The organism is Mesorhizobium sp. B2-4-6, assembly GCF_006442775.1.
In the GTDB taxonomy this organism is placed as follows: Bacteria; Pseudomonadota; Alphaproteobacteria; order Rhizobiales; family Rhizobiaceae; genus Mesorhizobium.
This window is the reverse complement of sequence record NZ_VFVI01000001.1, coordinates 925,475-947,925: the sequence shown is the minus strand read 5'-3', so window position 1 is coordinate 947,925 and position 22,451 is coordinate 925,475. Positions and strand designations below refer to the sequence as shown.

The window sequence follows — 22,451 nt, the reverse complement described above, 5'->3', positions numbered from 1 at the left end:
GCCCCCAGATCGGCCTGACAAAAGAACGGCCTGATCAAGGAATTAATTGCCGCCTACTGAAAGCCGATCGCGTCGACCGTGCCCTTCGGGCAGCCGGCCTTGGCCGTCGGCGCGGACGCCATCAGGAGATTGGCGAGCCTGCTATCCGGGCCAATCGGGCCGGACAAGCCGAGCGTGATCTCGCCGATCAGGCGCCGGCCGCTCGACGGGTCGACCAGGCAGGACACGCGCACGCGGTCGCCTGCGCCGGGACCGAAGGCTTCGTTGAAGGCGCCGCGGATCTGGTCCGAGGTCAATTGCTTGCCGATGTTCTTGTTGAAGAGGTCGCGCACCGCCGAGGCGTTCACCGCCCGCATCAGGTTCAGCGCGTCTGAGAAATAGTCCTGCGGACTCTTGCCGTAGCAGGTGCCGTGCTTGATCCATTCGTGGCGCTCGAGCCTGGAAGCCGTGCCCGGCATCACCTGGTCGAGCTCGGCACGCGTCTTTGCGTCGAGATCGACCGGCGGCAGATCTGCCCAATGCGACGGATTGTCATTGGCCTTGTCGCTCGCCGAGACCTGGCAATAGAAATTGCCGTTCGGCTGCGGCCACAGCCCATGCAACGTGAAGTGCGAGGCGTCGAACTCGCTCGCGTTCTGGGCCTTGCATTCGGGCTTGCTTGCCTTGGTCTCGCAGAAAGCCGGCTGCCAGCTCAGCGCAAAGACATATTCGGGTTTTCCGGAGGCAGACGATGACGGCTTGGTCTGGCCGGCAGGCGCCGGCGTGACCGACGCGCCGCCGCCGGTGACATGGCCGCAGCTGATCTTCACCCAGCGCCGCTCGGGATCGGCACCCGGCACCTGGATGAGGTAGTGCGTGGGCTCGTCCTTGTTGCCGGCAAGCAGCTCGTAGCTCTTGCCGGCCTCGGTCGAGACATTGCCGGGGTTCTTGCCACTCTTGATGGCCAGCGTCGCTGGACAGCCGCTGTCGGCCACGAAGGTGCCGCTCATCTTGACGTCGGCATGCGCCGTGCCGGCACCGGCCAGCGTCGTCAGCACCATCGAACCCCACAATGCCCAAACCCGCATCCCGCTCTCCCGGCGATCATTGAACCGTATTGGATTCGTCACACTAGAACAGCCGGCGTGTCAGAATTGCGATCTTTTTCACCGCGCGAAAAAACAATCCCCAGCTGAGCGCTTCCGTCGGCGTATTCGCAAGTGCCCTGAGTGCCTCTGCAAGATGACGGATTGCCGGCGTAGCATCTCGGCAAGCGCGCTCATCCTCTTGACGCCGGCAAACGCCTCGCCCAACAGTCGCCGAGGGAGCGAGACATGCCATTCGACAGAGAGACCAGGCTGGCTTCACCGACCGGGGCCGACCTCAACCTTTATGTGAAAGAAGCCGCCGGAAATCCGCGCGCCGTGGTCCAGATCAACCATGGCCTGGCCGAGCACGCGGCGCGTTACGCCCGCTTTGCCGATTTCCTGGGGCCACGCGGATTCCACGTCTATGCCCATGACCATCGCGGCCATGGCGCGACGAAGGCGCCCGACGCGCCGCTCGGCAAATTCGCCGACGGCGACGGCATCGCCAAGGTGATCGCCGACGTCGATGCCGTTCACGACCTGATCGCGGCCGAGCATCCCGGCTTGCCGGTCATCATCTTCGGCCATTCGCTCGGCGCATCTATCGCGCTGAACTTTGTCCTGCGCCACTCCGAGCGTGTCCATGCCGCAGCGATCTGGAACGGCAATTTCTCGCAGGGCCTGCTCGGTCAGCTGGCGTTGGGCATCCTCGGCTGGGAGCGGATGCGGCTGGGCTCCGACGTGCCGTCTCGGCTTTTGCCCAAGCTCACCTTCCAGGCCTGGGGCAAGGCGGTGCCCGGCCACCGGACTTTGTTCGACTGGCTGTCGCGCGACCCGGTCGAGGTCGACAAATATATCGCCGATCCGCTCTGCGGCTGGGATGCGTCGGTCTCGATGTGGCGCGATGTGGTCACCATGGCGCTTCATGGCAGCAAGGACCAGAGCTTTGCCGGCGTCCGGTGCGATCTCTTCGTCAACCTTGTCGGCGGCGAAAAGGACCCCGCGTCGGACTACGGCAAGGCCGTCCATCACCTGGCAAAGCGCATCCGGGCATTGGGCTTTTCGAATCTGGTTTCAAAGGTTTATCCGGAAACCCGCCATGAAAGCCTGAATGAGATCAACCGCGACTCCGTCATGAATGATTTCGCCGCTTGGGCCGACAGCGTGCTGAAATCCTGATCCGGCGTGGCCTATCGTATGGGTCGTGACACGGCCGGTGCGTGTTGCTAGAGCCTGCGTTTCGTTAGAACACGGTGATCCATGACCGCCCCTCCGCTGAAAGGCATCCGCGTTATCGAACTTGCCCGCATCCTGGCCGGTCCCTGGGCCGGGCAATTGCTGGCCGATCTCGGCGCCGATGTCATCAAGGTCGAAAGTCCGGATGGCGGCGACGATACCCGCAAATGGGGTCCGCCTTTCGTCATGAGCCATGACGGCGAGAACCTTTCGGCCGCCTATTACCATGCCTGCAACCGCGGCAAGCGTTCCATCGCCGTCGATTTCTCCAAGCCCGAGGGTGCCGAGACGCTGCGCAGGCTGATCGCCACGGCCGACGTGCTGATCGAAAACTTCAAGCTCGGCGGCCTGAAGAAATACGGCCTCGACTACGAAAGCCTGAAGGCGATCAATCCGCGGCTTGTCTATTGCTCGATCACAGGCTTCGGCCAGAATGGGCCCTACGCTCCCCGCGCGGGTTACGATTTCATCATCCAGGCCATGGCCGGCATGATGTCGATCACCGGCGAGCCCGGCCGCGAGCCGCAGAAGGCCGGCGTCGCCATCTCGGATCTCTTCACCGGTCTCTATTCGGTGATCGCCATCCAGGCAGCACTTCGCCATGCCGAAAAGACCGGCGAGGGCCAGCATGTCGACATGGCGCTCTACGACAGCCAGATTTCGGCGCTCGGCAACCAGAACCTCAACTATCTGGTCTCGGGCAAGTCGCCGGTGCAGATGGGCAATGCGCATATGAACATCGCCCCCTACGAAGTCCTGCCGGTGAGGGACGGCCACATCATCCTCGCGGTCGGCAATGACGGGCAGTTCGGCAAGTTCTGCGCCGCCGTCGGCATCGCCGACCTGCCCGCCAATCCGGATTTCGCCACCAACCCTGCCCGCGTCGCCAACCGCGTGAAGCTGCGCGAGCGGATCGTCGAGACGCTGGCGGCGTTCGATCGCGATCCGTTGCTGGCGAAGCTGGAAGCCGCCGGCGTGCCGGCGAGCCCGATCAACACGATCGGGCAGATGTTCGCCGATCCGCAGACCATCGCGCGCGGCATGCGGCTCGACCTCGACGACGGCCACGGCAATCGCCTGCCCTCGGTGCGCGCGCCGATGGTGATGTCGGGCACGCCGCTCGTCTATGAGCGCCCTTCGCCGCGCCTTGGCGAGCACACGGACGAAATCCTTGCCGAATTGGAGAGAGCAAAATGAAGACAGGCGGACAACTGATCGTCGAGGCGCTCGAAGCGAACGGCACCGACCGCATCTTCTGCGTTCCGGGCGAATCCTATCTCGCGGTGCTCGACGCGCTGCATGACTCTTCGATCCGCACCATCGTCTGCCGCCAGGAAGGGGGCGCCGCGATGATGGCCGACTGCCAGGGTCGGCTGACCGGCAAGCCCGGCATCTGCTTCGTCACCCGCGGCCCCGGCGCCACCAATGCCTCGGCCGGCATCCATATCGCCATGCAGGATTCGGTGCCGCTGATCCTGTTCATCGGCCAGGTCGCCAGCCACGCCAAGGAGCGCGAGGCGTTCCAGGAGGTGGACTACAAGCGCTTCTTCGGCGACATCGCCAAATGGGTGGTCGAGATCGACGATGCCGCGCGCATTCCGGAATTCGTCACCCGCGCCTTCGCGGTCGCGACCTCCGGCCGCCCGGGCCCTGTGGTCATCTCGCTGCCGGAAGACATGCTGACCAGCGAGGTCGAGGCTCCGGAAGCGCTGCCGCACACGCCTGTCGAGACGCGTCCAGGCGAGGCCGAGCTCGATGCGCTGGAGATGTTGCTGAGCAATGCCAAGCGTCCTTTCGTCATTCTGGGCGGCACGCGCTGGAACGAGGAAGCCGTGGCGCATATGCGCATGATCGCGGAGACCTGGTCGCTGCCGGTCGGCTGCTCCTTCCGGCGCCAGATGCTGTTCGATCACCTCCATCCGAACTACGCCGGCGATGTCGGCATCGGCATCAATCCGAAGCTGGCGGAGCGGATCAAGCAGGCCGATGTCGTGCTCTTACTCGGCGGCCGCCTGGGCGAGATGCCGTCTTCCGACTACACGCTGCTGAAGAGCCCCTACCCCGACCAGGCGCTGGTGCATATCCATGCCGATGCCGGCGAGCTCGGCCGCGTCTACCGGCCGACAGTGGCGATCAACGCTTCGCCCGCCGCCTTCGTCGAGGCTTTCGCCAAGCGCAGGCCAACGGCCAAGCCCACCTGGGCGGCCGAAACGGAAAACGCGCACGCCGCCTATCTCGAATGGTCGACGCCGCCCCAGACCGGCCCTGGCCCAGTCCAGATGGGCCCGATCATGGACTATCTGGGAAAGGTCCTGCCGGAGGATGCCATCCTCACCAACGGCGCCGGCAACTACGCCACCTGGGTGCATCGCTTCTACCGCTCCCGCCGCTTCGGCACGCAGGCGGCGCCCACGTCCGGCTCGATGGGCTACGGCACGCCGGCCGCGGTCGCCGCCAAATCGCTGTTCCCGGATCGCACCGTGGTTGCCTTCGCCGGCGACGGCTGCTTCCTGATGAACGGCCAGGAGTTCGCGACGGCTGTCCAGTATGACCTGCCGATCGTCGTGATCGTCGTCAACAACGGCATTTACGGCACGATCCGCATGCATCAGGAGCGGGAATATCCAAGCCGCGTCGTCGCCACAGACCTCAAGAACCCGGACTTCGCTGCGCTGGCCCGCGCCTATGGCGGCCATGGCGAAACGGTCGAAAAGACCGCCGACTTCGCGCCCGCCTTCGAGCGAGCGCGCGCCAGCGGCAAGCCGGCGATCGTCGAGATCAAGCTCGATCCCGAGGCGATCACGCCGACCCGCACACTGACGCAAATCCGTGAGAAGGCTTGAGCGTCGACAAAGGCATAGGCAGAGCTCCTTGCGCCGACGTCCGAATTGATCGCGATCCTATCGGGCGCTACATCGCCTTCTCGATCTGGCCGCGGATCTCGCCGTCCTTGTTCTTGGCGGTGTGGACGTTGACGTAGTATTTGCCGGCCTCGAGGTCGGCCGCTTGCGCGTCGGTCAGCGTCGCCGACCCCTTGATCGGGCTCTTCAGCTTCTTGAACGGGATCACCGGATCCGCGTTCGCGCCCATGTCCGCCGGCCCGTGGATATGGGCGGCCACGGCAGGGCCGCTAAGGCCGGAATATTTGACGTTCCAGCTGAGCTTCTTGCTTGTGCTGTCGAAGGTGAATGTGGCGGTTCCCTTGCCCTTGGTGGTCACGGGCGGGCTCTGCTGGCTGCCGTCGAGCGTCGCCTTGAACTTCATCGTCTCGGCCATGGCCGGCGATGCGAGAAGGAAGGCGGTCGAAACGGCCAGGGCCGAAAGCATCGGCACGGATAGGATGCGCATGAGAACCTCCGTTGGTTGCAGCATCCTGCACGGCTCCCCGACGCGCGGATGCATCAATGCAACGGTTGGGTGCCCGGATGTATCCCGGCACACAATTATTTTACCGCGACCCCAAAGAAAAAGGGGCGGTCGCCCGCCCCTTTCCAGCTTCCGCGTCGAGAACGGAGCTTACTTGATCGCCTTGTCGGTGATCGCGGTCGTGTAGGCGCCGCTCGCCTCCTTGCTGATGATCTTCTGGTCGAGCAGCGCCTTGGCGGTACGCTCGTAAGCGGCCGGGATCAGCTTGCCGTCGGCATTGTCGATCAGCTTGGCCACTTCCTTCATCATGAACTTCTGGTGGTTCTCGTCCTGGCCGCCGGCGTCGACGACGATGCCAGCCGCCTCGTCGGTGTTCTCCGTGGCGTATTTCCAACCCTTCATCGAGGCGCGCACGAAGCGCACCATCTTGTCCTCGAAGGCCGGATCCTTGAGCTTCTCCTCGAGCGTATAGAGCCCGTCCTCCAACAGGTCGTTGCCCATGGCGGAGTAGTTGAAGACGGTGAGGTCTTCCGGCTTGTAGCCGGCATCCAGCACCTGGCCGTATTCGTTATAGGTCATCACCGAAATGCAGTCGGCCTGCTTCTGGATCAGCGGCTGCACGTCGAAGCTCTGCTTGAGCACGGTGACGCCGTCAGGGCCGCCATCGGTCTTGAGGCCGATCTTGTTCATCCAGGCGTAGAACGGATATTCGTTGCCGAAGAACCAGACGCCGAGCGTGTGGCCCTTGAAGTCGGCTTCCGTCTTGATCGGTCCATCCTTGGGGCAGACCAGTTCCATGCCCGCCTTCTTGAACGGCTGGGCGATGTTGACGAGCATCACGCCCTTGTCGCGGGCGGCGAGTGCCCCGCCCATCCAGTCGACGATGACGTCGGCGCCGCCGCCGGCGATCACCTGCTCGGGTGCGATGTCGGGACCGCCCGGCTTGATGTCGACGTCGAGGCCTTCGGCATCATAGAAGCCCTTGGCCTTGGCGACATAGTAGCCGGCGAACTGGGCCTGCGTGACCCATTTCAGCTGCAGTGTCACCTTGTCGGCGGCCATCGCCTGGAAGGCGGCCAGCGACATGGCGCCGGCCAAAGCAGAAATCAGCAGTCTTTTCATGTTATTACCCTCTGAAGTTAGCACCCAAACCCACCGCCCCTATCCACCTCGGACAGAGGGATGCCAAAACGTGACGGCTCTCTCGATGAGAGCGACCACGCCATAAAAGACCGAACCCGCAAGTGCTGCAACTGCGATTTCGGCCCACACCATGTCGATGTTCATCCGCCCGACTTCCGTAGAGATGCGGAATCCCATGCCGACCACGGGCGTACCGAAGAACTCAGCGACGATGGCGCCGATCAGCGCCAGCGTCGAGTTGATCTTCAGCGCATTGAAGATGAACGGCATTGCGGCCGGCAGCCTGAGCTTGAGCAAGGTCGGCCAATAGCCCGATGCATAAGTGCTCATGAGGTCGCGTTCCATATGCCCGGATGCGGCCAGCCCGGCGACCGTGTTCACCAGCATCGGGAAGAAGGTCATGATGATGACGACCGCGGCCTTGGACGGCCAGTCGAAGCCGAACCACATGACCATGATCGGCGCGACGCCGATGATCGGCAGCGCCGAAACCATATTGCCGATCGGCAGCAGGCCGCGCCGCAGGAACGGCACGCGGTCGGCGAGGATGGCGACGATAAAGCCGGCGAGATTGCCGACGATGTAGCCGATCAGCACCGCCTTGAAGATCGTCTGGCGCACGTCCGACCCCAGGACCGGCAGCGAGTTGGCGATACGCGCGCCGATGGCGCTCGGCGGCGGCAGGAGGATGAAGGGGATGCCGGCGCCGCGCGTCACCGCTTCCCAGATGATCAGAATCCAGGCGCCGAAGATCGCCGGGATGACCAGGCGCAGCGCAGTCTTCGCCCAGCCCTGCGCGGGGCGTAGTGACGACAGCAAGGCGACACAGCGCCAGGCAAGCAGCCAGGCGGCGGCAAGCAGCAGGAAATACGGCGCCAGCGCCGTGCCTTCGAAACCGGCTATGCCCTTGATCAAAAGCCAGGCTGCGGCATGGGCGCCGACGAACAGCAGAATAGCCTCAACGATCGGCGTGAGCCGCACTATCGAGACCAGTGCCGCGATGAGCAACAGCCCGATGATCAAACCCTTCGCGCCCATATAGGGATAGGCCAGCGTTGCGGCCGGCTCCGCCAGCGCGGCGGCTTCCGGCTTCGACATTGCGCCGAGCGCGAAGGCGATGAGGCACAGCGCAATCGCCAGCACCGGTTGCCAGGACGGTTTCAACCAGCTCATGCCGGCCTCCCGCCCATGGCGCGGTCGACGAGGCGGCCGGCAATGCCGACGACCATCACCAGCAGCGCCGCGACGATCGAGCCCGCAACCAGGGCCGACCAGATATCGATGGTCTGGCTGTAATAGGCGCCGGCGAGCAGCTTCGCGCCGATACCGGCGACCGCTCCGGTCGGCAGCTCGCCGACGATGGCCCCGACAAGGCTTGCCGCCACCGCCACCTTCATCGAGGTGAACAGGAACGGCACCGAGGCCGGCACCCTGAGCTTCCAGAATGTCTGCGAGGCGCTGGCGTTATAGGTATGCATAAGATCGAGATGCATGAGCTCGGGGGAGCGCAGGCCCTTCACCATGCCGACGGCCACCGGGAAGAACGACAGGTAGGTCGAGATCAGCGCCTTGGGGATCAGGCCTGTGATGCCGATCGCCGCCAGCACCACGATGATCATCGGCGCCACCGCCAGGATCGGAATGGTCTGCGACGCGATGATCCAGGGCATCAGGCTGCGGTCGAGCGTCGCCACATGCACGATGCCGACCGCAATGACGATGCCGAGCGCCGTGCCGAAGGCAAAGCCGAGCAGCGTCGAGGACAGCGTCACCCAGGCGTTGTAGACCAGGCTGCGGTTCGAGGTGACGGACCGCAGGAAGGTGTTCTCGAAGAAGTTCACCGCCACCTGGTGCGGCGCCGGCAACGTCGGCTTCGGCTGCGAAAGCGTCTTGCCGATGAACTCGACGGTGCCGGGCGTCTCCTTGGCTCGGCGGTCGAGGTCGCGCTGGAACGGCGCGTTGAGGATGACGGCAAAGACATACCAAAGCACCACCACGCCGGCGAGGATGGTGGTGACGGGGATGATTTTCGAACGGAAGCTATCCATTCACGACGCCTCGCGGGCCACACGCCTTCGTCATCCTAGGGCGGAGCAAGGAGCGAAGCGACGCGGCGCAGACCCTAGGATCCATGCCGTTACCCCTCCGCTCCGCAACGGTGCGGAACAAGGCACCTTTCGCCCTGCGGCGTTTAGCGGCCATTCTGCATCGTTTTGACCCTTCGACCAGCATCACGGAATGGATCCTAGGGTCTGCGCTCCGCCTCGCGTCGCTACGCCCTAGGATGACGAAATCGCGATGGCCGGCTTCCTTGACATGCGCGGTGGCGTGCCTGCTCCGCCCTAGGATGACGAAGGCGCGGTTGCGCGCCCCCTCACCCGACCTCCGCTTCGCTCCGGCCACCCTCTCCCCGGTAGGGAGAGGAGGAAACTCGTCCCCCTCAATCATCATAGCTGTGCCCAGCCCTCAAGCCGTCGCGCACGCGCGCCGCGATCGACAGAAATTCCGGCGTCTCGCGAATGTCGAGCGGCCGCTTCCTCGGCAGCGTCGATTCGATGACGTCGGTGACGCGGCCGGGCCGCGGCGACATCACGACGATGCGCGTCGAGAGATACACAGCCTCGGGGATCGAATGGGTGACGAAGCAGATCGTCTTGTTGGTGCGCTCCCATAGTTCCAGAAGCTGTTCGTTCAGATGGTCGCGCACGATCTCGTCCAGCGCGCCGAACGGCTCGTCCATCAAAAGCAGGTCGGCATCGAAGGCGAGCGCGCGTGCGATCGAGGCGCGCTGCTGCATGCCGCCGGAAAGCTGCCAAGGGTATTTCTTCTCGAAGCCGGAAAGGTTGACCAACTCCATCGTGCGCTTGATGCGCTCGGTCTGCTCGACCTGGCTGAGGCCGATGATCTCCAACGGCAGCGCCACGTTGCGCTCGATGGTGCGCCACGGGAACAGGGCCGCCGCCTGGAAGACATAGCCATAGGCGCGTTTCTCGCGCGCCTGCTCCGGCGTCATGCCGTTGACGGAGATCGCCCCGGCGGTCGCCTTCTCCAGGTCGGCGATGACGCGCAGCAAGGTGGTCTTGCCGCAGCCGGACGGGCCGATGAAGGAGACGAATTCGCCTTTGCGGATGGTCAGATCGACATTGGAGAGCGCCTGCACCGGACCGTCATTGGTCTGGAAGGTGAGGCCGAGCTTGCTTGCCGAAACGACGGCTGGCGGCTGTTCGGTCATTGGCTGCAGCCTGCCTCTCGCAGCCGCTGCCGCGCTGTCCGCAATCCGGTTGATTTTATGATAGCGTTGCTTTCCACTCGTCCTGTCCCACCCGATCGACGCCGCCCGGAGCCTTGCCGATGTCGCCTAAACCCACTTGTCATCTCGTTCGCCCCGAAAGCACCTATCAGGGCAAGCAGGGGCTGAGCTATTTCGCCGGCATCGCCGCCGAAACCGTCGGCTCGTCCGGCATCTGCATGCATCTTCTCGCCATGCCGCCCGGCGCCCGCGCCAAGGCGCATATGCATGAAAGCCACGAGACGGCCATCTACGTGCTCTCCGGCGAAGTCCACACATGGTACGGCGACCGGCTCGAGCATCATATCGTCGTCAAGGCCGGCGACCTCTTCTACATTCCGGCGGGCGTGCCGCATCTGCCGGCCAATCTGAGCAACGCCCCGTCCTCGGCCGTCATTGCCCGCACCGATCCCAACGAGCAGGAGAGCGTCGTCCTGCTGCCGGAACTGGATGCTCTGGTCGCCTGAGGCTGGTGGGACCGCCGTTACTTGCACCGGGAGACTTCGCCCATCACATTGCCGTCTTCATCGGCCACCACCAGCTTCTTCGCGTTCTTCGCGCTGCGCTTGATGGTGAACTTGGTCGGCGCCTGCCCCTCTTCGCCTTCCGCCTCGCATTTTGCCGTCATCACCAGCGATCCATCGGCCTGCGCCTGGCTGTCGCTGAAGGTGCAGGCGCTGGCCGCCGTGATCAGTTCCTTGTCGGTCAAAAGCAGCATCTTGTCGGCGGCGACCGCCTGGCCGTTCCGGTTGATGCAGCCATATTTGTCGCCATAAGGCTTGGTCAGGTCTATGCCCGCCGCCTGGGCATGGCCAGCGTCCAGCATCGCGGCGACCGCCAGGAGCAGGTAAGGAGCCCGCATGGTCAGACCCCGGTGGCCGGAATGCCGGTTCGCTCCACCTTGCGCGGCGCGGAAATCTCCTTCCAGGTCGACAGCGCCCGGTTGACCGCGGCGTTCGGCTCGCGGGCGACGAACTCGCCATGGCCGGCCCTGGCCTTGATGTCCGCCTCCTCGATCGACAGTTCGCCGCGCGAGAAGACGAAGCGCGGCAGGCCCGTCACCTCGACGCCTTCGAAGACATTGTAGTCGATCACCGACTGCTGCTTCTTGGCCGAGATCGTCTTCTTGCGCTTCGGATCCCAGACCACGATGTCGGCATCGGCGCCTTCGACGATCGCGCCCTTCTTCGGATACATGTTGAGGATCTTGGCGATGTTGGTCGAGGTCACGGCGACGAACTCGTTCATCGTCAGCCGCCCGGTGTTGACGCCTCTCGTCCACAGAACCGGCAAGCGGTCCTCGAGCCCGCCGGTGCCGTTCGGGATCTTGGTGAAGTCGCCGACGCCGTTGCGCTTCTGTTTGGTGGTGAAGGCGCAGTGATCGGTCGCCACCACTTGCAGCGATCCGGCCTGCAGGCCGGCCCACAGCGAATCCTGATGCAGCTTGTTGCGGAAGGGCGGGCTCATCACGCGGCGCGCCGCATGATCCCAATCCTTGTCGAAATATTCGCTCTCGTCGAGCGTCAGGTGCTGGATCAGCGGCTCGCCGAACACCCGCATGCCCTTCTGGCGCGCGCGGCGGATAGCCTCGTGGCTCTGCTCGCACGAGACATGCACGACATAGAGCGGCACACCCGCCATGTCGGCGATCATGATGGCGCGATTTGTCGCCTCGCCTTCCACTTCCGGCGGACGCGAATAGGCATGGCCCTCGGGGCCGTTGTTGCCGGCGGCGAGCAGCTTTTGCGAGAGTGCGGCGACCACATCGCCATTCTCGGCATGGACCAGCGGCAGCGCGCCGAGATCGGCGCAGCGCTGGAACGACGCATACATCTCGTCGTCGTCGACCATCAGCGCGCCCTTATAGGCCATGAAGTGCTTGAACGAGGTGATGCCACGGTCGACAACTTGAGCCATCTCGTCGAACACCTGCTTGCCCCACCAGGTGATCGCCATGTGGAAGGAATAGTCGCACGATGCCTTGGAGGTCTTGTTGTCCCACATCTGCAGCGCCTCCAGCAGCGACTGCTGCGGCGCCGGCAGGCAGAAATCGACCACCATCGTCGTGCCGCCGGAAAGAGCCGCGCGCGTGCCGGATTCGAAATCGTCGGCCGAATAGGTGCCCATGAACGGCATTTCGAGATGCGTATGCGGATCGATGCCGCCCGGCATGACATAGCAGCCGGTCGCATCGAACTCATGATCGCCATGCAGGTTCGAGCCGATGGCGACGATCTTGCCGTGCTGCATCAGCACGTCGGCCTTCCACGTGCGGTCGGCGGTGACGACGGTGCCGTTCCGGATGACTTTGGTCATATCTGTTCCCCTGTTCTTTCGCGCTTCTTTGCGAGCGGTGTTGCGAGGTGATTGGTCCAGAGCAATTTCAGGAAAAGTGTGAAGCGGTTTTCCGTCCGAAATTGCGTTAAAACAAAGAGATAGAGCAGTCGGCGTTTCCGTGAAACGGCGATTGCTCTAGTCGGTCATTCGACGATTCCCGCCGTTTCGACAACCGCGTGGAACAGCACATCGGCGCCGGCGGCCGCCCATTCCCGGGTGATCTCCTCGGCCTCGTTGTGGCTGAGCCCGTCGACGCAGGGGCACATCACCATCGCGGTCGGCGCGACGCGGTTGATCCAGCAGGCGTCGTGGCCGGCGCCGGAGACGATGTTGCGATGCGAGTAACCCAGCCGCTCGGCGGCGTCGCGGATCGCCTTGACGCAGTTCTTGTCGAAGGTGACCGGATCGAAATGGCCGACCTGCTCGATTTTGTATTTGATGTCGAGCGCGTCGCAGATCGTGTCGATGCCTTCACGGATCCGGCCATCCATGGCGTCGAGTACCTCCTTCTCGGGCGAGCGGATGTCGATGGTGAAGACCGTGCGGCCGGCAATGATGTTGCGCGAGTTCGGATAGACTTCCATATGGCCGACCGCGCCGACGGCGTCGGGCTGGTAGTCCATGGCGATCTCATGCACCAACTCGATGACGCGCGCCATGCCGAGCCCGGCATTGCGGCGCTTCGGCATCGGCGTCGAGCCGGTATGCGCTTCCTTGCCGGTCAGCGTCACCTGCAGCCATTTGAGGCCCTGCCCATGGGTGACGACACCAATGTCGATGCCTTCGTCCTCGAGGATCGGCCCCTGCTCGATATGCAGCTCGAAGAAGGCATGGATCTTTCGGTCGCCGACCTTCTCGCTGCCCTTCCAGCCGATGCGCTCGAGCTCTTCGCCGAACTTCTTGCCGTTCTTGTCGGTGTGCTCGTAGACGTCGGCCTGGTCGAGTACGCCAGCGAACACGCCGGACGCCATCATCGCCGGCGCGAAGCGCGCGCCTTCCTCGTTCGTCCAGTTGGTGACGACGATCGGATGTTTCGTCTTGATGCCGAGATCGTTGAGCGAACGCACGACCTCCAGCCCGCCCAGAACGCCGAGCACGCCGTCATATTTGCCGCCGGTCGGCTGCGTGTCGAGATGGCTGCCGACATAGACCGGCGGCAGGCTGGGATCGGTGCCCTCGCGGCGGGCAAACATGGTGCCCATCTCGTCGACGCCCATTTCGAGCCCGGCGGCATCGCACCAGCGCTTGAAAAGATGGCGGCCCTCGCCGTCCTCGTCGGTCACGGTCTGGCGATTGTTGCCGCCGGCAATGCCGGGGCCGATCTTCGCCATCTCCATGATGGAATCCCATAAACGGTCTGAATTGATTCGCAGATTTTCGCCGGGTGCGGCCATTTGCGTTCCCATTTTCACCAGGGGTCTTGTCGCCCCTTGAGTGGTTTGCATCCTGACCGTATGGTCAGCTTTCAGACTACACAAGCTGACCAAGCGGTCAACGAGAATCTTGGGGGAGACATGACCGAGCCCACCCGTCCCATGCGGAGACAGGATATAAGGCGGGAGAATGAAAAAGCCATCCTGCTCGCCGCTGAAAAGGTGTTCGCGGAGGCAGGGTTCGGCGGCGCCACGATGCAGCTGATCGCCGATCTGGCGGGGCTGCCAAAGGCAAATCTCCACTATTATTTCGCCACCAAGGAGGAGCTCTACCGGTCCGTCGTCCAGAATATTTTCGAGATCTGGCTGCAGGCGGCCAATTGCTTCGACGCCGCGCGCGGCCCGGTTGACGGCATCAGCGCCTATATCGACGCCAAGATGGAAATATCGCGCCGCCACCCGGACGGGTCGAAGGTCTGGGCCTCGGAAGTGATGCACGGCGCGCCGGTGCTTCAGGACTATATGGAATCGACTTTGCGCGAATGGACCGACGGCCGCGTCGAGATCATCGGGCGCTGGATCGAAGAGGGCAAGATGGACCCGGTGGACCCGCGTCATCTGCTCTACATGCTCTGGGCCACGACCCAGCACTACGCCGATTTCGGCCACCAGATCGAGACACTGAACGGCGGCAAGTCGCTCTCCGACCGGCAATGGCGGGAAGCCAAGGAAAACATCAAGCGGGTGATCCTGACAGGCATCGGCGCGCAACCGGCCTGATTGACTGCCATCGCAACAGCAAACGATCAGGTCGGTGCCACCTGCCTGCGTGCTTTGCAAGCTCGTGCTAGGGCTTCAATTCATCGAGGAACATTTGCGCCAGCCGCGGCTCCCCTGGCCGATTAGGCCCGCGTTCCGCCCTCAGTTCAGCCAGTCGCCGCATGGGCGCAAACAGGTCGACAAAACCCATTTCTTCCCGGACCACGACAAGCTCGTCGCCTATCGCGGCGAGTCGCTTTGCACTTTCCGGCAAATACCGGCTTTCCAGGGGGCGGGAAGCGTTCCTTCGTTCTGGCCGAACAGCCCCCATCTGCCATCCGCGCAATCGCGAAGCGCAACCAGCAAGGCAGCGGAACAGGCAGCCTCAAGAGACTGCCTTTCCTTTTCCAAAGCTGCTTCGCGCTTCGCAGAGGCCATTCCCGAGCTTCCTAGTCGATCGACCTCAGCACATCGCGAACATGGTCGATGAGTTCGTTGATCTGGCCCTTGGTGATGATCAGCGGCGGCGACAGCGCGATGATGTCGCCGGTGGTGCGGATCAGCGCGCCGCGCTCGAACGCCTTCACGAAAGCCGAGAACGCCCGCTTGGTCGGGCTGCCGGCGATCGGCGCCAGCTCGATCGCGCCGATCAGGCCGATGTTGCGGATGTCGATGACATGCGGCTCGCCTTTCAGCGAATGCAGTGCATCTTCCCAGTAAGGCGCAAGTTCCTCGCCGCGCGTCAGCAGGCCCTCTTCCTTGTAGGTGTCCAGCGTGCCGAGCGCCGCGGCACAGGCGATCGGATTGCCCGAATAGGTGTAGCCGTGGAAGAACTCGATCATGTGCTCCGGGCCGGTCATGAAGGCGTCGTGGATCTCCTTCTTGACGAAGACCGCGCCCATCGGGATGACGCCGTTCGACACGCCCTTGGCGGTGGTCATGATATCCGGCGTGACGCCGAAATAGTCGGCCGCGAACGGCGCGCCGAGACGGCCGAAGCCGGTGATCACTTCATCGAAAATCAACAATATGCCGTGCTTCGTGCAGATTTCCCGAAGTTTCTGCAGATAGCCCTTCGGCGGCAGGATGACGCCGGTGGAGCCGGCGACCGGCTCGACGATGACGGCGGCGATGGTCGAGGCGTCATGCAGGGTGACGAGACGCTCAAGCTCGTTGGCGAGCTCCGCGCCATGTTCCGGCACGCCTTTCGAAAAGGCGTTCTTCTCCGGCAGGTGCGTGTGCGGCAGATGGTCGACGCCGCCGAGCAGCGTGCCGAACATCTTGCGGTTGGAGACGATGCCGCCGACCGAAATGCCGCCGAAATTGACGCCGTGATAGCCGCGCTCGCGGCCGATGAGGCGGGTGCGCGAGCCCTCGCCCCTGACCCGGTGATAGGCGATCGCCATCTTGAGCGCGGTCTCGACCGATTCCGAACCGGAGTTGGTGAAGAAGACATGGTCCATGCCCTTGGGCGCGATGTCGACCAGGCGGTTCGCCAGTTCGAACACGATCGGGTGGCCCATCTGGAAGGCCGGCGCATAGTCGAGCTCGGCGGCCTGGCTCTGGATAGCCTCGGTGATCTTCGGCCGGCAGTGGCCGGCGTTCACGCACCACAGGCCCGCGGTGCCGTCCAGCACCTTGCGGCCGTCGCTGGTCGTGTAGTGCATGTCCTTGGCGGACACGAACATGCGCGGCGCCTGCTTGAACTGCCGGTTTGCCGTGAACGGCATCCAGAATGCGCTGAGATCGTTCGGCGTGACTTTCAGCCGGTTGGACATGACCAAGACTTCCCCTTGTAAGCGTGTTTCGGTGCGGCCAACGCTTGGTCTTTGCTGCGTTTTCGTGCTACGCAAAATTTTGACCGGTTGGACAAACGTTAGTGCCGCCTGTCGGCGGTCAAGGGATTACTAGCGGAAATGCGGCATCGAAATCGCGCTCCACAGCCCAGGGAAAAACTGGTCCAGACAATTGGTCCAGAGAGCCCACGCGAAGACGGCCTGCAAGGATGACGGACACGATGGAAAGCTCCGCTCCCCGCCGCACCCGCATCCAGCAGGAAAAGCGCGAGCTCATCCTGGAAGCCGCGCTCGAAGTCTTCTCCGCCAACGGTTTTCGCGGCTCGACCATCGACCAGATCGCCGAAGCCGCCGGCATGTCGAAGCCGAACCTTCTCTATTACTTCCGCCGCAAGGAAGACATTCACGAGACGTTGATGCAGCGCCTGCTCGACACCTGGCTGGCGCCTTTGCGCGAGCTCGACGACATCGGCGACCCGCTGACGGAGCTCAGAAGCTACATCCGCAGGAAGCTCGAGATGGCGCGCGACTTCCCGCGCGAAAGCCGGCTTTTCGCCAACGAGATCCTGCAGGGTGCGCCGCGCATCAAGCCGATGCTGGAGGGAGAGCTGAAGACCCTGGTCGACGAGAAGGCCACCGTCATCAAGGGCTGGATGCGCGCCGGCAAGATCGCCCGCACCGATCCTTGGCACCTGATCTTCTCGATCTGGGCGACGACGCAGCACTATGCCGATTTCGACGTCCAGGTCCGCGCCGTGCTCGGCGTCGATCGCGGCGGCGACGGGCGCTTCGAGGACGCCGCGCGCTTCCTGGAGCAGCTGTTCCTGGATGGGCTGAAGCCGAAGGGCTAGCGAACGACCTGCCGACCCATGGAGATTAGCCGAAGCGTCCAACACTTCGTCATCCACGGGCGGAGCAAGGAGCGAAGCGACGCAGACCCGAGGATCCATTCCGTGACCTCGGAGCGCCGCTACGGTGCAGAATTCTGCACCGCTGCACTCCATCGCAAAAGTAACGGAATGGATCCTCGGGTCTCCGCGTCCGCTTCGCTCCCGCTGCGCCCGTGGATGACGAAGCCGAGACGTGCCGTCAGCGAACCTCACGCGCTGCGCCGTTCGCCCGGAAGCCCCTCAAGCAGCTTCTGCAGCTTCACAACCGAGTTCTGCTCGGCAAGCGGCGTGTAGACGATCAATCGCATGTCCGAGCCGTCGTCGATCGACAGGCTCATATGCTCGAACGTCATGGCGCCGGCGATCGGATGGCGCAGATGCTTCAGGCCGGAGAGCCGGTGCACCACATCGCGTTGCGGCCACCACTCGCGGAATTCGGGACTTGAGCGCATCATCAGCGCGATCAGCCGCTCGAAGTCCGGATCGCCGGTGTATTTCGCGCTCTCGGCGCGGAACGCGGCAAGGGTCGCGCGCGCCAGCTGTTCCCAGTCCACCAGCAGATGCCGCCGGTGCGGATCGGTGAAGACCCCGTGGATGATGTTGCGGGCGTTGCCCTCCAGCAGGCCGTAGTCGCCGAAGATGGCGACGGCCGCGTCATTCCATGCCAACACGTCCCAGCGCGGGCCAACGACATAGGCGGGCTGCAGGACCAGGCTCTGCAGCATGTGCAGCAGGGGCCCCTCGACCTTCCCCGCAACGATGCGCCGCTGCTCCGGCTGCTGGCGGCCGGCGAGCGTGAACAAATGCCGCTGCTCGGCGCCGTCGAGCCGCAATGCCTGGCAGAGCGCCGACAGCACCTCGACCGAAGGACGCACGTCCCTGCCCTGCTCAAGCCACGTGTACCAGGTCGTGCCGACCCCGGCGATCATCGCCACTTCCTCGCGCCTCAGCCCGGGCGTGCGCCGCCGCTGACCGGCAGCGATGCCGGTCTCCGAGGGCGAAAGCCGCTCGCGGCGGGAACGCAGGAAGGCGCCGAGCTCGCGCCGGCGATGGTCTTCGGGAGAATGGGCGATGGCATCCATGCACCTATTATAGCAGTACCGATACCAGGATAAAGTTTGAACTGTTTGAGATACGCGCCGTGTCCCATCTTTGCGTTCAGAGCAGCACAAGGAGGCTCTGACATGGAACTCAAGGGCAAGACCATTCTCGTCACCGGCTCGACCGACGGCGTCGGCCACGTGGTCGCCGAGCGGCTCGGCGCGGCCGGCGCGCGCGTGCTGGTGCACGGCCGCGACGAAGGCCGCGGCAAGGCGACCGCGGCCGCCATAGAGGCAAAAGGCGGCAAAGCCGAATTTCTCGCAGCCGACCTCGCTTCGCTTGCCGAGGTGCACCGCCTCGCCGAAGCGGTGCGAACAAAGACCGACCGGATCGACGTCTTGATCAACAATGCCGGCGTCGGCACCGGCGGCCAGGGCGCGAAGCGGCAGGTCAGCGCCGACGGCTATGAACTGCGCTTCGCCGTCAACTATCTCGCCGGTTTCCTGCTGACCTCGGAACTCCTGCCGCTCATCAAGGCAAGCGCGCCGGCGCGCATCGTCAATGTCGCCTCGGCCGGCCAGCATGCGATCGATTTCGACGACGTGATGCTGACGCATGGCTACAGCGGCGTGCGCGCCTACTGCCAGAGCAAGCTGGCGCAGATCCTGTTCACCGTCGACCTGGCTCAGCAGCTCGACGGCGCCGGCGTCAGCGTCAACGCCTTGCACCCGGCTAGCTACATGGACACGACCATGGTCCGGCAGGCCGGCGTCACGCCGTGGAGCTCGGTCGAGACCGGCGCCGACGCCATTCTCAACCTCGCGACGTCGCCCGCGCTCGAAGGGCGCAGCGGCCGCTATTTCGACGGCCAGCGGGAATCGCGCGCCGACGCGCAGGCCTATGACGAGAAAGCCCGCCGCCGCCTGCGGACCTTGAGCGTCGAACTGATCGAGCTTCCATCCTCCAAATCCAAGGAACAACATTCATGAGCGAGACCATCGAACACTGCGTCATCATCGGCGGCTCATCCGGCATCGGCCTTGCCACGGCCAAACGGCTGGCCAGCCCCACCATGAAAGTTACCATCACCGGCCGCAACGAGGAGAAGCTCAAAGGCGCGTGGAAGGCCCTTGGCGGCACCGTCGGCAAAGCCGCGTTCGACGCGACGAAGCCGGACGAGGTTCGGCATTTCTTCGACGGTCTCGGGCCGTTCGATCACCTTGTCCTCGCCGCGAGCGGCGGCAAGGGATTGGGGCCGTTCGCGACGCTCGACCTCGCCGATATCGGCAGTGGCGTCGAGGAAAAGATCCGGCCGCAATTGTCCTGTCTGCAGGCGGCCCTGCCGACCATGAACAAGGCCGGATCGGTCACCTTCATCTCGGCCGTCTCGGCGCAGATTGCAGCGCCCGGCGTCGCCGGTATCGGCGCCATCAACGGCATGCTGCTCACCGTCGGGCCAATCCTGGCTGTCGAGCTGAAGCCACTGCGCGTCAACGTCGTGGCGCCCGGCGTCATCGACACGCCCTGGTGGGACTTTTTGCCGGACGATCAGCGGCAGGCTGTGTTTGCCGAATATGCCGGCAAGACACCGGTCGGCCGCATCGGCCGCGCCGAGGACGTCGCTGAGGCGATCGCCTTCCTGGTCTCCAACGGCTTCATGACCGGCCAGGTGCTGACTTGCGACGGCGGCCTGCGCTACGCCGCCTGAGCGGCAAATGGATCAATTGGGAAGGAAACCAGGCAGGAAGGCGAGCAGCATCAGCCCGATAACGACCGCGTACCAGACAAGGAGGTGGATCGCCTTCGTCAGGCGGCGGCCCACCTCGCGTGCCCGCTTCGGGTGAAGCGGATCGTAGATCACCTCGACCGGCGCGCCGACGGTCCTGGTCGTCTTGTAGACCGGCAGGCTCGAGTCGAAACGCCACATCTTGCCCTCTCGGTCGGCGAATTCGATAACCGGTGTATCCGGCCCGTCGCTCGACTTGTCGATGCTTATGACCCTGCCGGCGGCCAAGACGCCGCGTCGCCTGAGCACGGCATCGCCATAGGTCTGTATGGCGACGAGCACCAGGAAGAAGGCGCCGCAGAGAAAGCACCAGATCTGGATGTCGCTCGGATGCCCGCCCAAGGCTTCGGCGATTGCCCGGAACGGAAACAGCGCCTGATGGAAGGCTTCCGAGACGCGCGCCCAAAATGCTGTCCAGCCCTGCTCCATCGCCGCTCCACCCGCGCCAATCCGCGGCTTTCATACAGGACAATCGCGACGGAGCGATTAACGCCGGCCATCGATTGCGCTGGCCGTTGGGTCAGAGATAGTTCACGACCAGCGCCAGGAAGCCTCCACCCAGCCCAACATTGCTGACGACACCGTTGATGCGGGAGGCGCGGTCCGCCCCTTGATGGTCCCAAAAATTGTGGAACATCGGCGTCGCGACGATGAGGAAGACGATCAGCGCGGCGGCTGCCAAAGCGGTCCAAAGACCGGCGATCACCAGCGCGCCGGCAACGACCTGCAGCACGATGCCCAGCCACAGAGCCAGTGCCGCCTGCGGCACGCCACGCGCGGCCATCAACGAAGCGACCAGCTTTCTGTTCTGGATGTTGCGCAGGCCGGCAAAGACGAAAGCACCGCCCAGCAGCAGCCGCGCCGCAACCAGAATCTCGTTCTGAAAATTCGCAAACATGTCGTTGATCCTGAAAATGAAAAGCGCGAGCCCGTCGCAGGCCCACGCTATCGATGGATATCCTTAGGCGGCCTTGGCCGACGGCATCGGATGGATGGCGTGGAACGGAATGCAGAGCCGATTCCAAGTGTTGATCATGCCGAGCGCGACAGAGAGCTTGACCAGTTCCTCTTCCGAGAAATGCTCGAGCGTGCGGGCGTAGAGCTCGTCCGACACGCCATTGTCGGCGATCAGCGTCACCGCCTCGGTCCACGCAAGGGCGGCCCGTTCGCGCTCGGAAAACAGCGGCGATTCCTTCCAGGCAGCGACCAGATAGAGCCGCGTTTCGGTCTCGCCGTCGCGCCGCGCCTCGCGGCTGTGCATTTCAACGCAACAAGAGCAGCCATTGATCTGCGAGGCCCTCAGCTTGATCAGATGCAGCAGGCTCGCTTCCAATCCGCACTCGTCGACGGCCTTGTTGAGCGCCGACACCGCCTTCATGATCTCGGGCGCCCTGGCAAAGAACTGCAGTCTCGGTTTCATCGTCTTTTTCCTTTCGGGCTTGGGATGGTCTAGAGGTTCAAATCTGCTTCGGCGAAGCGGATTTCTGGAGCCGCCGGTGGCGCTCGACGAAAGCGCAACTGGCGGCATAGGATCGCGGATCGCCTTCGGCCGCATACTCCGCCACGATGTCGGAAATCTTCACTTCGGCGAGCGCTGCCCGATAGGCGCGCTCGGCCTTGAGCATCGCGGCGTTGATGCCGCAGGGTTTGACATAGGCCGAGGCATCGATCTTGACCGGGCCACGCTGGCGGATTTCGCCGCAGCGGAACGCCGGCTCCCGTCCCTCGACGGCCAGCACGACGTCGAGCAGCGTGATCTGTTCCGCCGCCCGCGCCAGCCGATAGCCGCCCGCCGGCCCTGGCACCGATTCCAGGATGCGCGCCGCCGTGAGCTGGTTGAGATGTTTCAGGAGATAGCTCGGCGACAGCCCGAAGCACTCGGCGAGCGCGGCGCCAGGCATGGTGCTGTTGCCATCGACGCTGGCCAGCGTCGCCGCGCAATGGATGGCCGCCTCAACGCCTTCTCCGAGTTTCATCGTACTGATCTCCAGTTCGTGGATAGAGAATATCGTGGATAATTTTTATCCGCAATAGGTAAAACGAGAATTGCTCGCCAATTAACAACGGCAATGTGAGCGACAACGTCTGGTGATTTCCGACACACGCCGCTTCGACGAACTAAGGTTTCTCGCACCCGCAAAGCGCTAGGCCATGCACACATCTTCTGTGACTGGCGCGACTGATCAGGCCTAGGCTTGATTGCCACGTGGTTCCCCCAATCCGTCGCTGCTTCGCAGCGCCACCTTTCCCCCCTCCGGAGGGAAAGGAAGGGAGCGTTGCTGGACGGGCGTAGACGGCAAAAAGCTTGGCGCCTTTCCTCTACCCCGTCGATCGGGGGAGAGGTGGCTCGGCGAAGCCGAGACGGAGT

The 22,451-nt window shown here is 63.9% G+C and carries 23 protein-coding genes; 8 read left to right on the top strand and 15 right to left on the bottom strand.

What is annotated here, in order from left to right; all coding sequences use genetic code 11:
* Window positions 1-53: 53 nt before the first annotated feature.
* A complete protein-coding gene (locus FJ957_RS04480) occupies window positions 54-1,067 on the bottom strand; it encodes a ribonuclease (RefSeq protein ID WP_140828918.1) in 1,014 nt (337 codons plus the stop codon).
* A 246-nt stretch (window positions 1,068-1,313) separates the two neighbouring features.
* Between FJ957_RS04480 and FJ957_RS04475 the strand changes: the two genes are divergently transcribed.
* The 3 genes from FJ957_RS04475 to FJ957_RS04465 all read left to right on the top strand — a co-directional run bounded on the left by FJ957_RS04475 (window position 1,314) and on the right by FJ957_RS04465 (window position 5,146).
* The gene (locus FJ957_RS04475) at window positions 1,314-2,246 is read left to right on the top strand and encodes an alpha/beta hydrolase (protein WP_140828917.1); all 933 of its coding nucleotides are present in this window, start codon (window positions 1,314-1,316) and stop codon (window positions 2,244-2,246) included.
* 81 nt (window positions 2,247-2,327) lie between these two features.
* Window positions 2,328-3,500 (top strand): CaiB/BaiF CoA-transferase family protein, encoded by a 1,173-nt coding sequence (locus FJ957_RS04470; RefSeq protein ID WP_140828916.1) that lies wholly within the window; start codon window positions 2,328-2,330, stop codon window positions 3,498-3,500.
* Window positions 3,497-5,146 (top strand): thiamine pyrophosphate-binding protein, encoded by a 1,650-nt coding sequence (locus tag FJ957_RS04465; protein ID WP_140828915.1) that lies wholly within the window; start codon window positions 3,497-3,499, stop codon window positions 5,144-5,146. Before FJ957_RS04470 ends, FJ957_RS04465 begins: the two co-directional genes overlap by 4 nt.
* 67 nt (window positions 5,147-5,213) lie before the next feature.
* Here FJ957_RS04465 and FJ957_RS04460 read toward each other — a convergent pair whose 3' ends face one another.
* From FJ957_RS04460 to FJ957_RS04440, 5 genes are all read right to left on the bottom strand, one after another.
* Window positions 5,214-5,651 (bottom strand): CHRD domain-containing protein, encoded by a 438-nt coding sequence (locus FJ957_RS04460; protein ID WP_140706426.1) that lies wholly within the window; start codon window positions 5,649-5,651, stop codon window positions 5,214-5,216.
* Window positions 5,652-5,819: 168 nt separating this feature from the next.
* On the bottom strand, window positions 5,820-6,791 hold the full coding sequence (locus FJ957_RS04455) for an ABC transporter substrate-binding protein (protein ID WP_140828914.1): 972 nt from the start codon (window positions 6,789-6,791) through the stop codon (window positions 5,820-5,822).
* 39 nt (window positions 6,792-6,830) lie between these two features.
* The gene (locus tag FJ957_RS04450) at window positions 6,831-7,985 is read right to left on the bottom strand and encodes an ABC transporter permease (RefSeq protein ID WP_140828912.1); all 1,155 of its coding nucleotides are present in this window, start codon (window positions 7,983-7,985) and stop codon (window positions 6,831-6,833) included.
* Entirely contained in the window at window positions 7,982-8,860 is an 879-nt protein-coding gene (locus FJ957_RS04445) for an ABC transporter permease (RefSeq protein ID WP_140828910.1), read from the bottom strand. Before FJ957_RS04445 ends, FJ957_RS04450 begins: the two co-directional genes overlap by 4 nt.
* A gap of 392 nt (window positions 8,861-9,252) precedes the next feature.
* A complete protein-coding gene (locus FJ957_RS04440; protein ID WP_140828908.1) occupies window positions 9,253-10,044 on the bottom strand; it encodes an ABC transporter ATP-binding protein in 792 nt (263 codons plus the stop codon).
* A gap of 113 nt (window positions 10,045-10,157) precedes the next feature.
* On the opposite strand from FJ957_RS04440, the gene FJ957_RS04435 reads away from it, so the two are divergent.
* Window positions 10,158-10,568, top strand: coding sequence for a cupin domain-containing protein (locus FJ957_RS04435; RefSeq protein ID WP_181180494.1), 411 nt, complete (start codon window positions 10,158-10,160; stop codon window positions 10,566-10,568).
* Window positions 10,569-10,585: 17 nt separating this feature from the next.
* Here the strand turns inward: FJ957_RS04435 and FJ957_RS04430 are convergent, their stop codons facing one another.
* The 3 genes from FJ957_RS04430 to FJ957_RS04420 form a co-directional block, all read right to left on the bottom strand.
* A complete protein-coding gene (locus tag FJ957_RS04430) occupies window positions 10,586-10,963 on the bottom strand; it encodes a hypothetical protein (RefSeq protein WP_140828904.1) in 378 nt (125 codons plus the stop codon).
* 2 nt (window positions 10,964-10,965) lie between these two features.
* Window positions 10,966-12,417, bottom strand: coding sequence for a dihydropyrimidinase (gene hydA / locus FJ957_RS04425; RefSeq protein WP_140828902.1), 1,452 nt, complete (start codon window positions 12,415-12,417; stop codon window positions 10,966-10,968).
* Between the two features lie 164 nt (window positions 12,418-12,581).
* On the bottom strand, window positions 12,582-13,832 hold the full coding sequence (locus FJ957_RS04420) for a Zn-dependent hydrolase (RefSeq protein WP_140828900.1): 1,251 nt from the start codon (window positions 13,830-13,832) through the stop codon (window positions 12,582-12,584).
* Window positions 13,833-13,952: 120 nt separating this feature from the next.
* Between FJ957_RS04420 and FJ957_RS04415 the strand changes: the two genes are divergently transcribed.
* Window positions 13,953-14,591 (top strand): TetR/AcrR family transcriptional regulator, encoded by a 639-nt coding sequence (locus FJ957_RS04415; protein ID WP_140784129.1) that lies wholly within the window; start codon window positions 13,953-13,955, stop codon window positions 14,589-14,591.
* Between the two features lie 428 nt (window positions 14,592-15,019).
* Here the strand turns inward: FJ957_RS04415 and FJ957_RS04410 are convergent, their stop codons facing one another.
* Window positions 15,020-16,348 carry an aspartate aminotransferase family protein gene (locus FJ957_RS04410; protein WP_140647603.1) on the bottom strand — a complete coding sequence of 443 codons (1,329 nt, stop codon included), beginning with the start codon at window positions 16,346-16,348 and terminating at the stop codon, window positions 15,020-15,022.
* 239 nt (window positions 16,349-16,587) lie between these two features.
* Here FJ957_RS04410 and FJ957_RS04405 point away from each other — a divergent pair, with 239 nt between their 5' ends.
* Window positions 16,588-17,217, top strand: coding sequence for a TetR family transcriptional regulator C-terminal domain-containing protein (locus FJ957_RS04405; protein WP_140828898.1), 630 nt, complete (start codon window positions 16,588-16,590; stop codon window positions 17,215-17,217).
* A gap of 248 nt (window positions 17,218-17,465) precedes the next feature.
* Here FJ957_RS04405 and FJ957_RS04400 read toward each other — a convergent pair whose 3' ends face one another.
* Window positions 17,466-18,338 carry a helix-turn-helix transcriptional regulator gene (locus FJ957_RS04400; RefSeq protein ID WP_140828896.1) on the bottom strand — a complete coding sequence of 291 codons (873 nt, stop codon included), beginning with the start codon at window positions 18,336-18,338 and terminating at the stop codon, window positions 17,466-17,468.
* Window positions 18,339-18,440: 102 nt separating this feature from the next.
* Between FJ957_RS04400 and FJ957_RS04395 the strand changes: the two genes are divergently transcribed.
* Together FJ957_RS04395 and FJ957_RS04390 are read left to right on the top strand one after the other, a co-directional pair.
* On the top strand, window positions 18,441-19,286 hold the full coding sequence (locus FJ957_RS04395; protein ID WP_140828894.1) for an SDR family oxidoreductase: 846 nt from the start codon (window positions 18,441-18,443) through the stop codon (window positions 19,284-19,286).
* The gene (locus tag FJ957_RS04390) at window positions 19,283-20,005 is read left to right on the top strand and encodes an SDR family oxidoreductase (protein ID WP_140828892.1); all 723 of its coding nucleotides are present in this window, start codon (window positions 19,283-19,285) and stop codon (window positions 20,003-20,005) included. The genes FJ957_RS04395 and FJ957_RS04390 overlap by 4 nt, the downstream gene beginning before the upstream one ends.
* Window positions 20,006-20,017: 12 nt before the next feature.
* Here the strand turns inward: FJ957_RS04390 and FJ957_RS04385 are convergent, their stop codons facing one another.
* From FJ957_RS04385 to FJ957_RS04370, 4 genes are all read right to left on the bottom strand, one after another.
* Window positions 20,018-20,512: a DUF3592 domain-containing protein gene (locus FJ957_RS04385; protein WP_140828891.1), complete on the bottom strand. Its 495-nt coding sequence runs from the start codon at window positions 20,510-20,512 to the stop codon at window positions 20,018-20,020.
* Window positions 20,513-20,603: 91 nt separating this feature from the next.
* Complete coding sequence (locus FJ957_RS04380; protein WP_140828889.1) at window positions 20,604-20,981, bottom strand: DoxX family protein; 378 nt, start codon at window positions 20,979-20,981, stop codon at window positions 20,604-20,606.
* A 63-nt stretch (window positions 20,982-21,044) separates the two neighbouring features.
* Window positions 21,045-21,503, bottom strand: a complete 459-nt coding sequence (locus FJ957_RS04375; protein WP_140828887.1) for a carboxymuconolactone decarboxylase family protein — start codon at window positions 21,501-21,503, stop codon at window positions 21,045-21,047.
* A 37-nt stretch (window positions 21,504-21,540) separates the two neighbouring features.
* Window positions 21,541-22,059: an Rrf2 family transcriptional regulator gene (locus tag FJ957_RS04370; RefSeq protein WP_140828885.1), complete on the bottom strand. Its 519-nt coding sequence runs from the start codon at window positions 22,057-22,059 to the stop codon at window positions 21,541-21,543.
* Window positions 22,060-22,451: the final 392 nt, after the last annotated feature.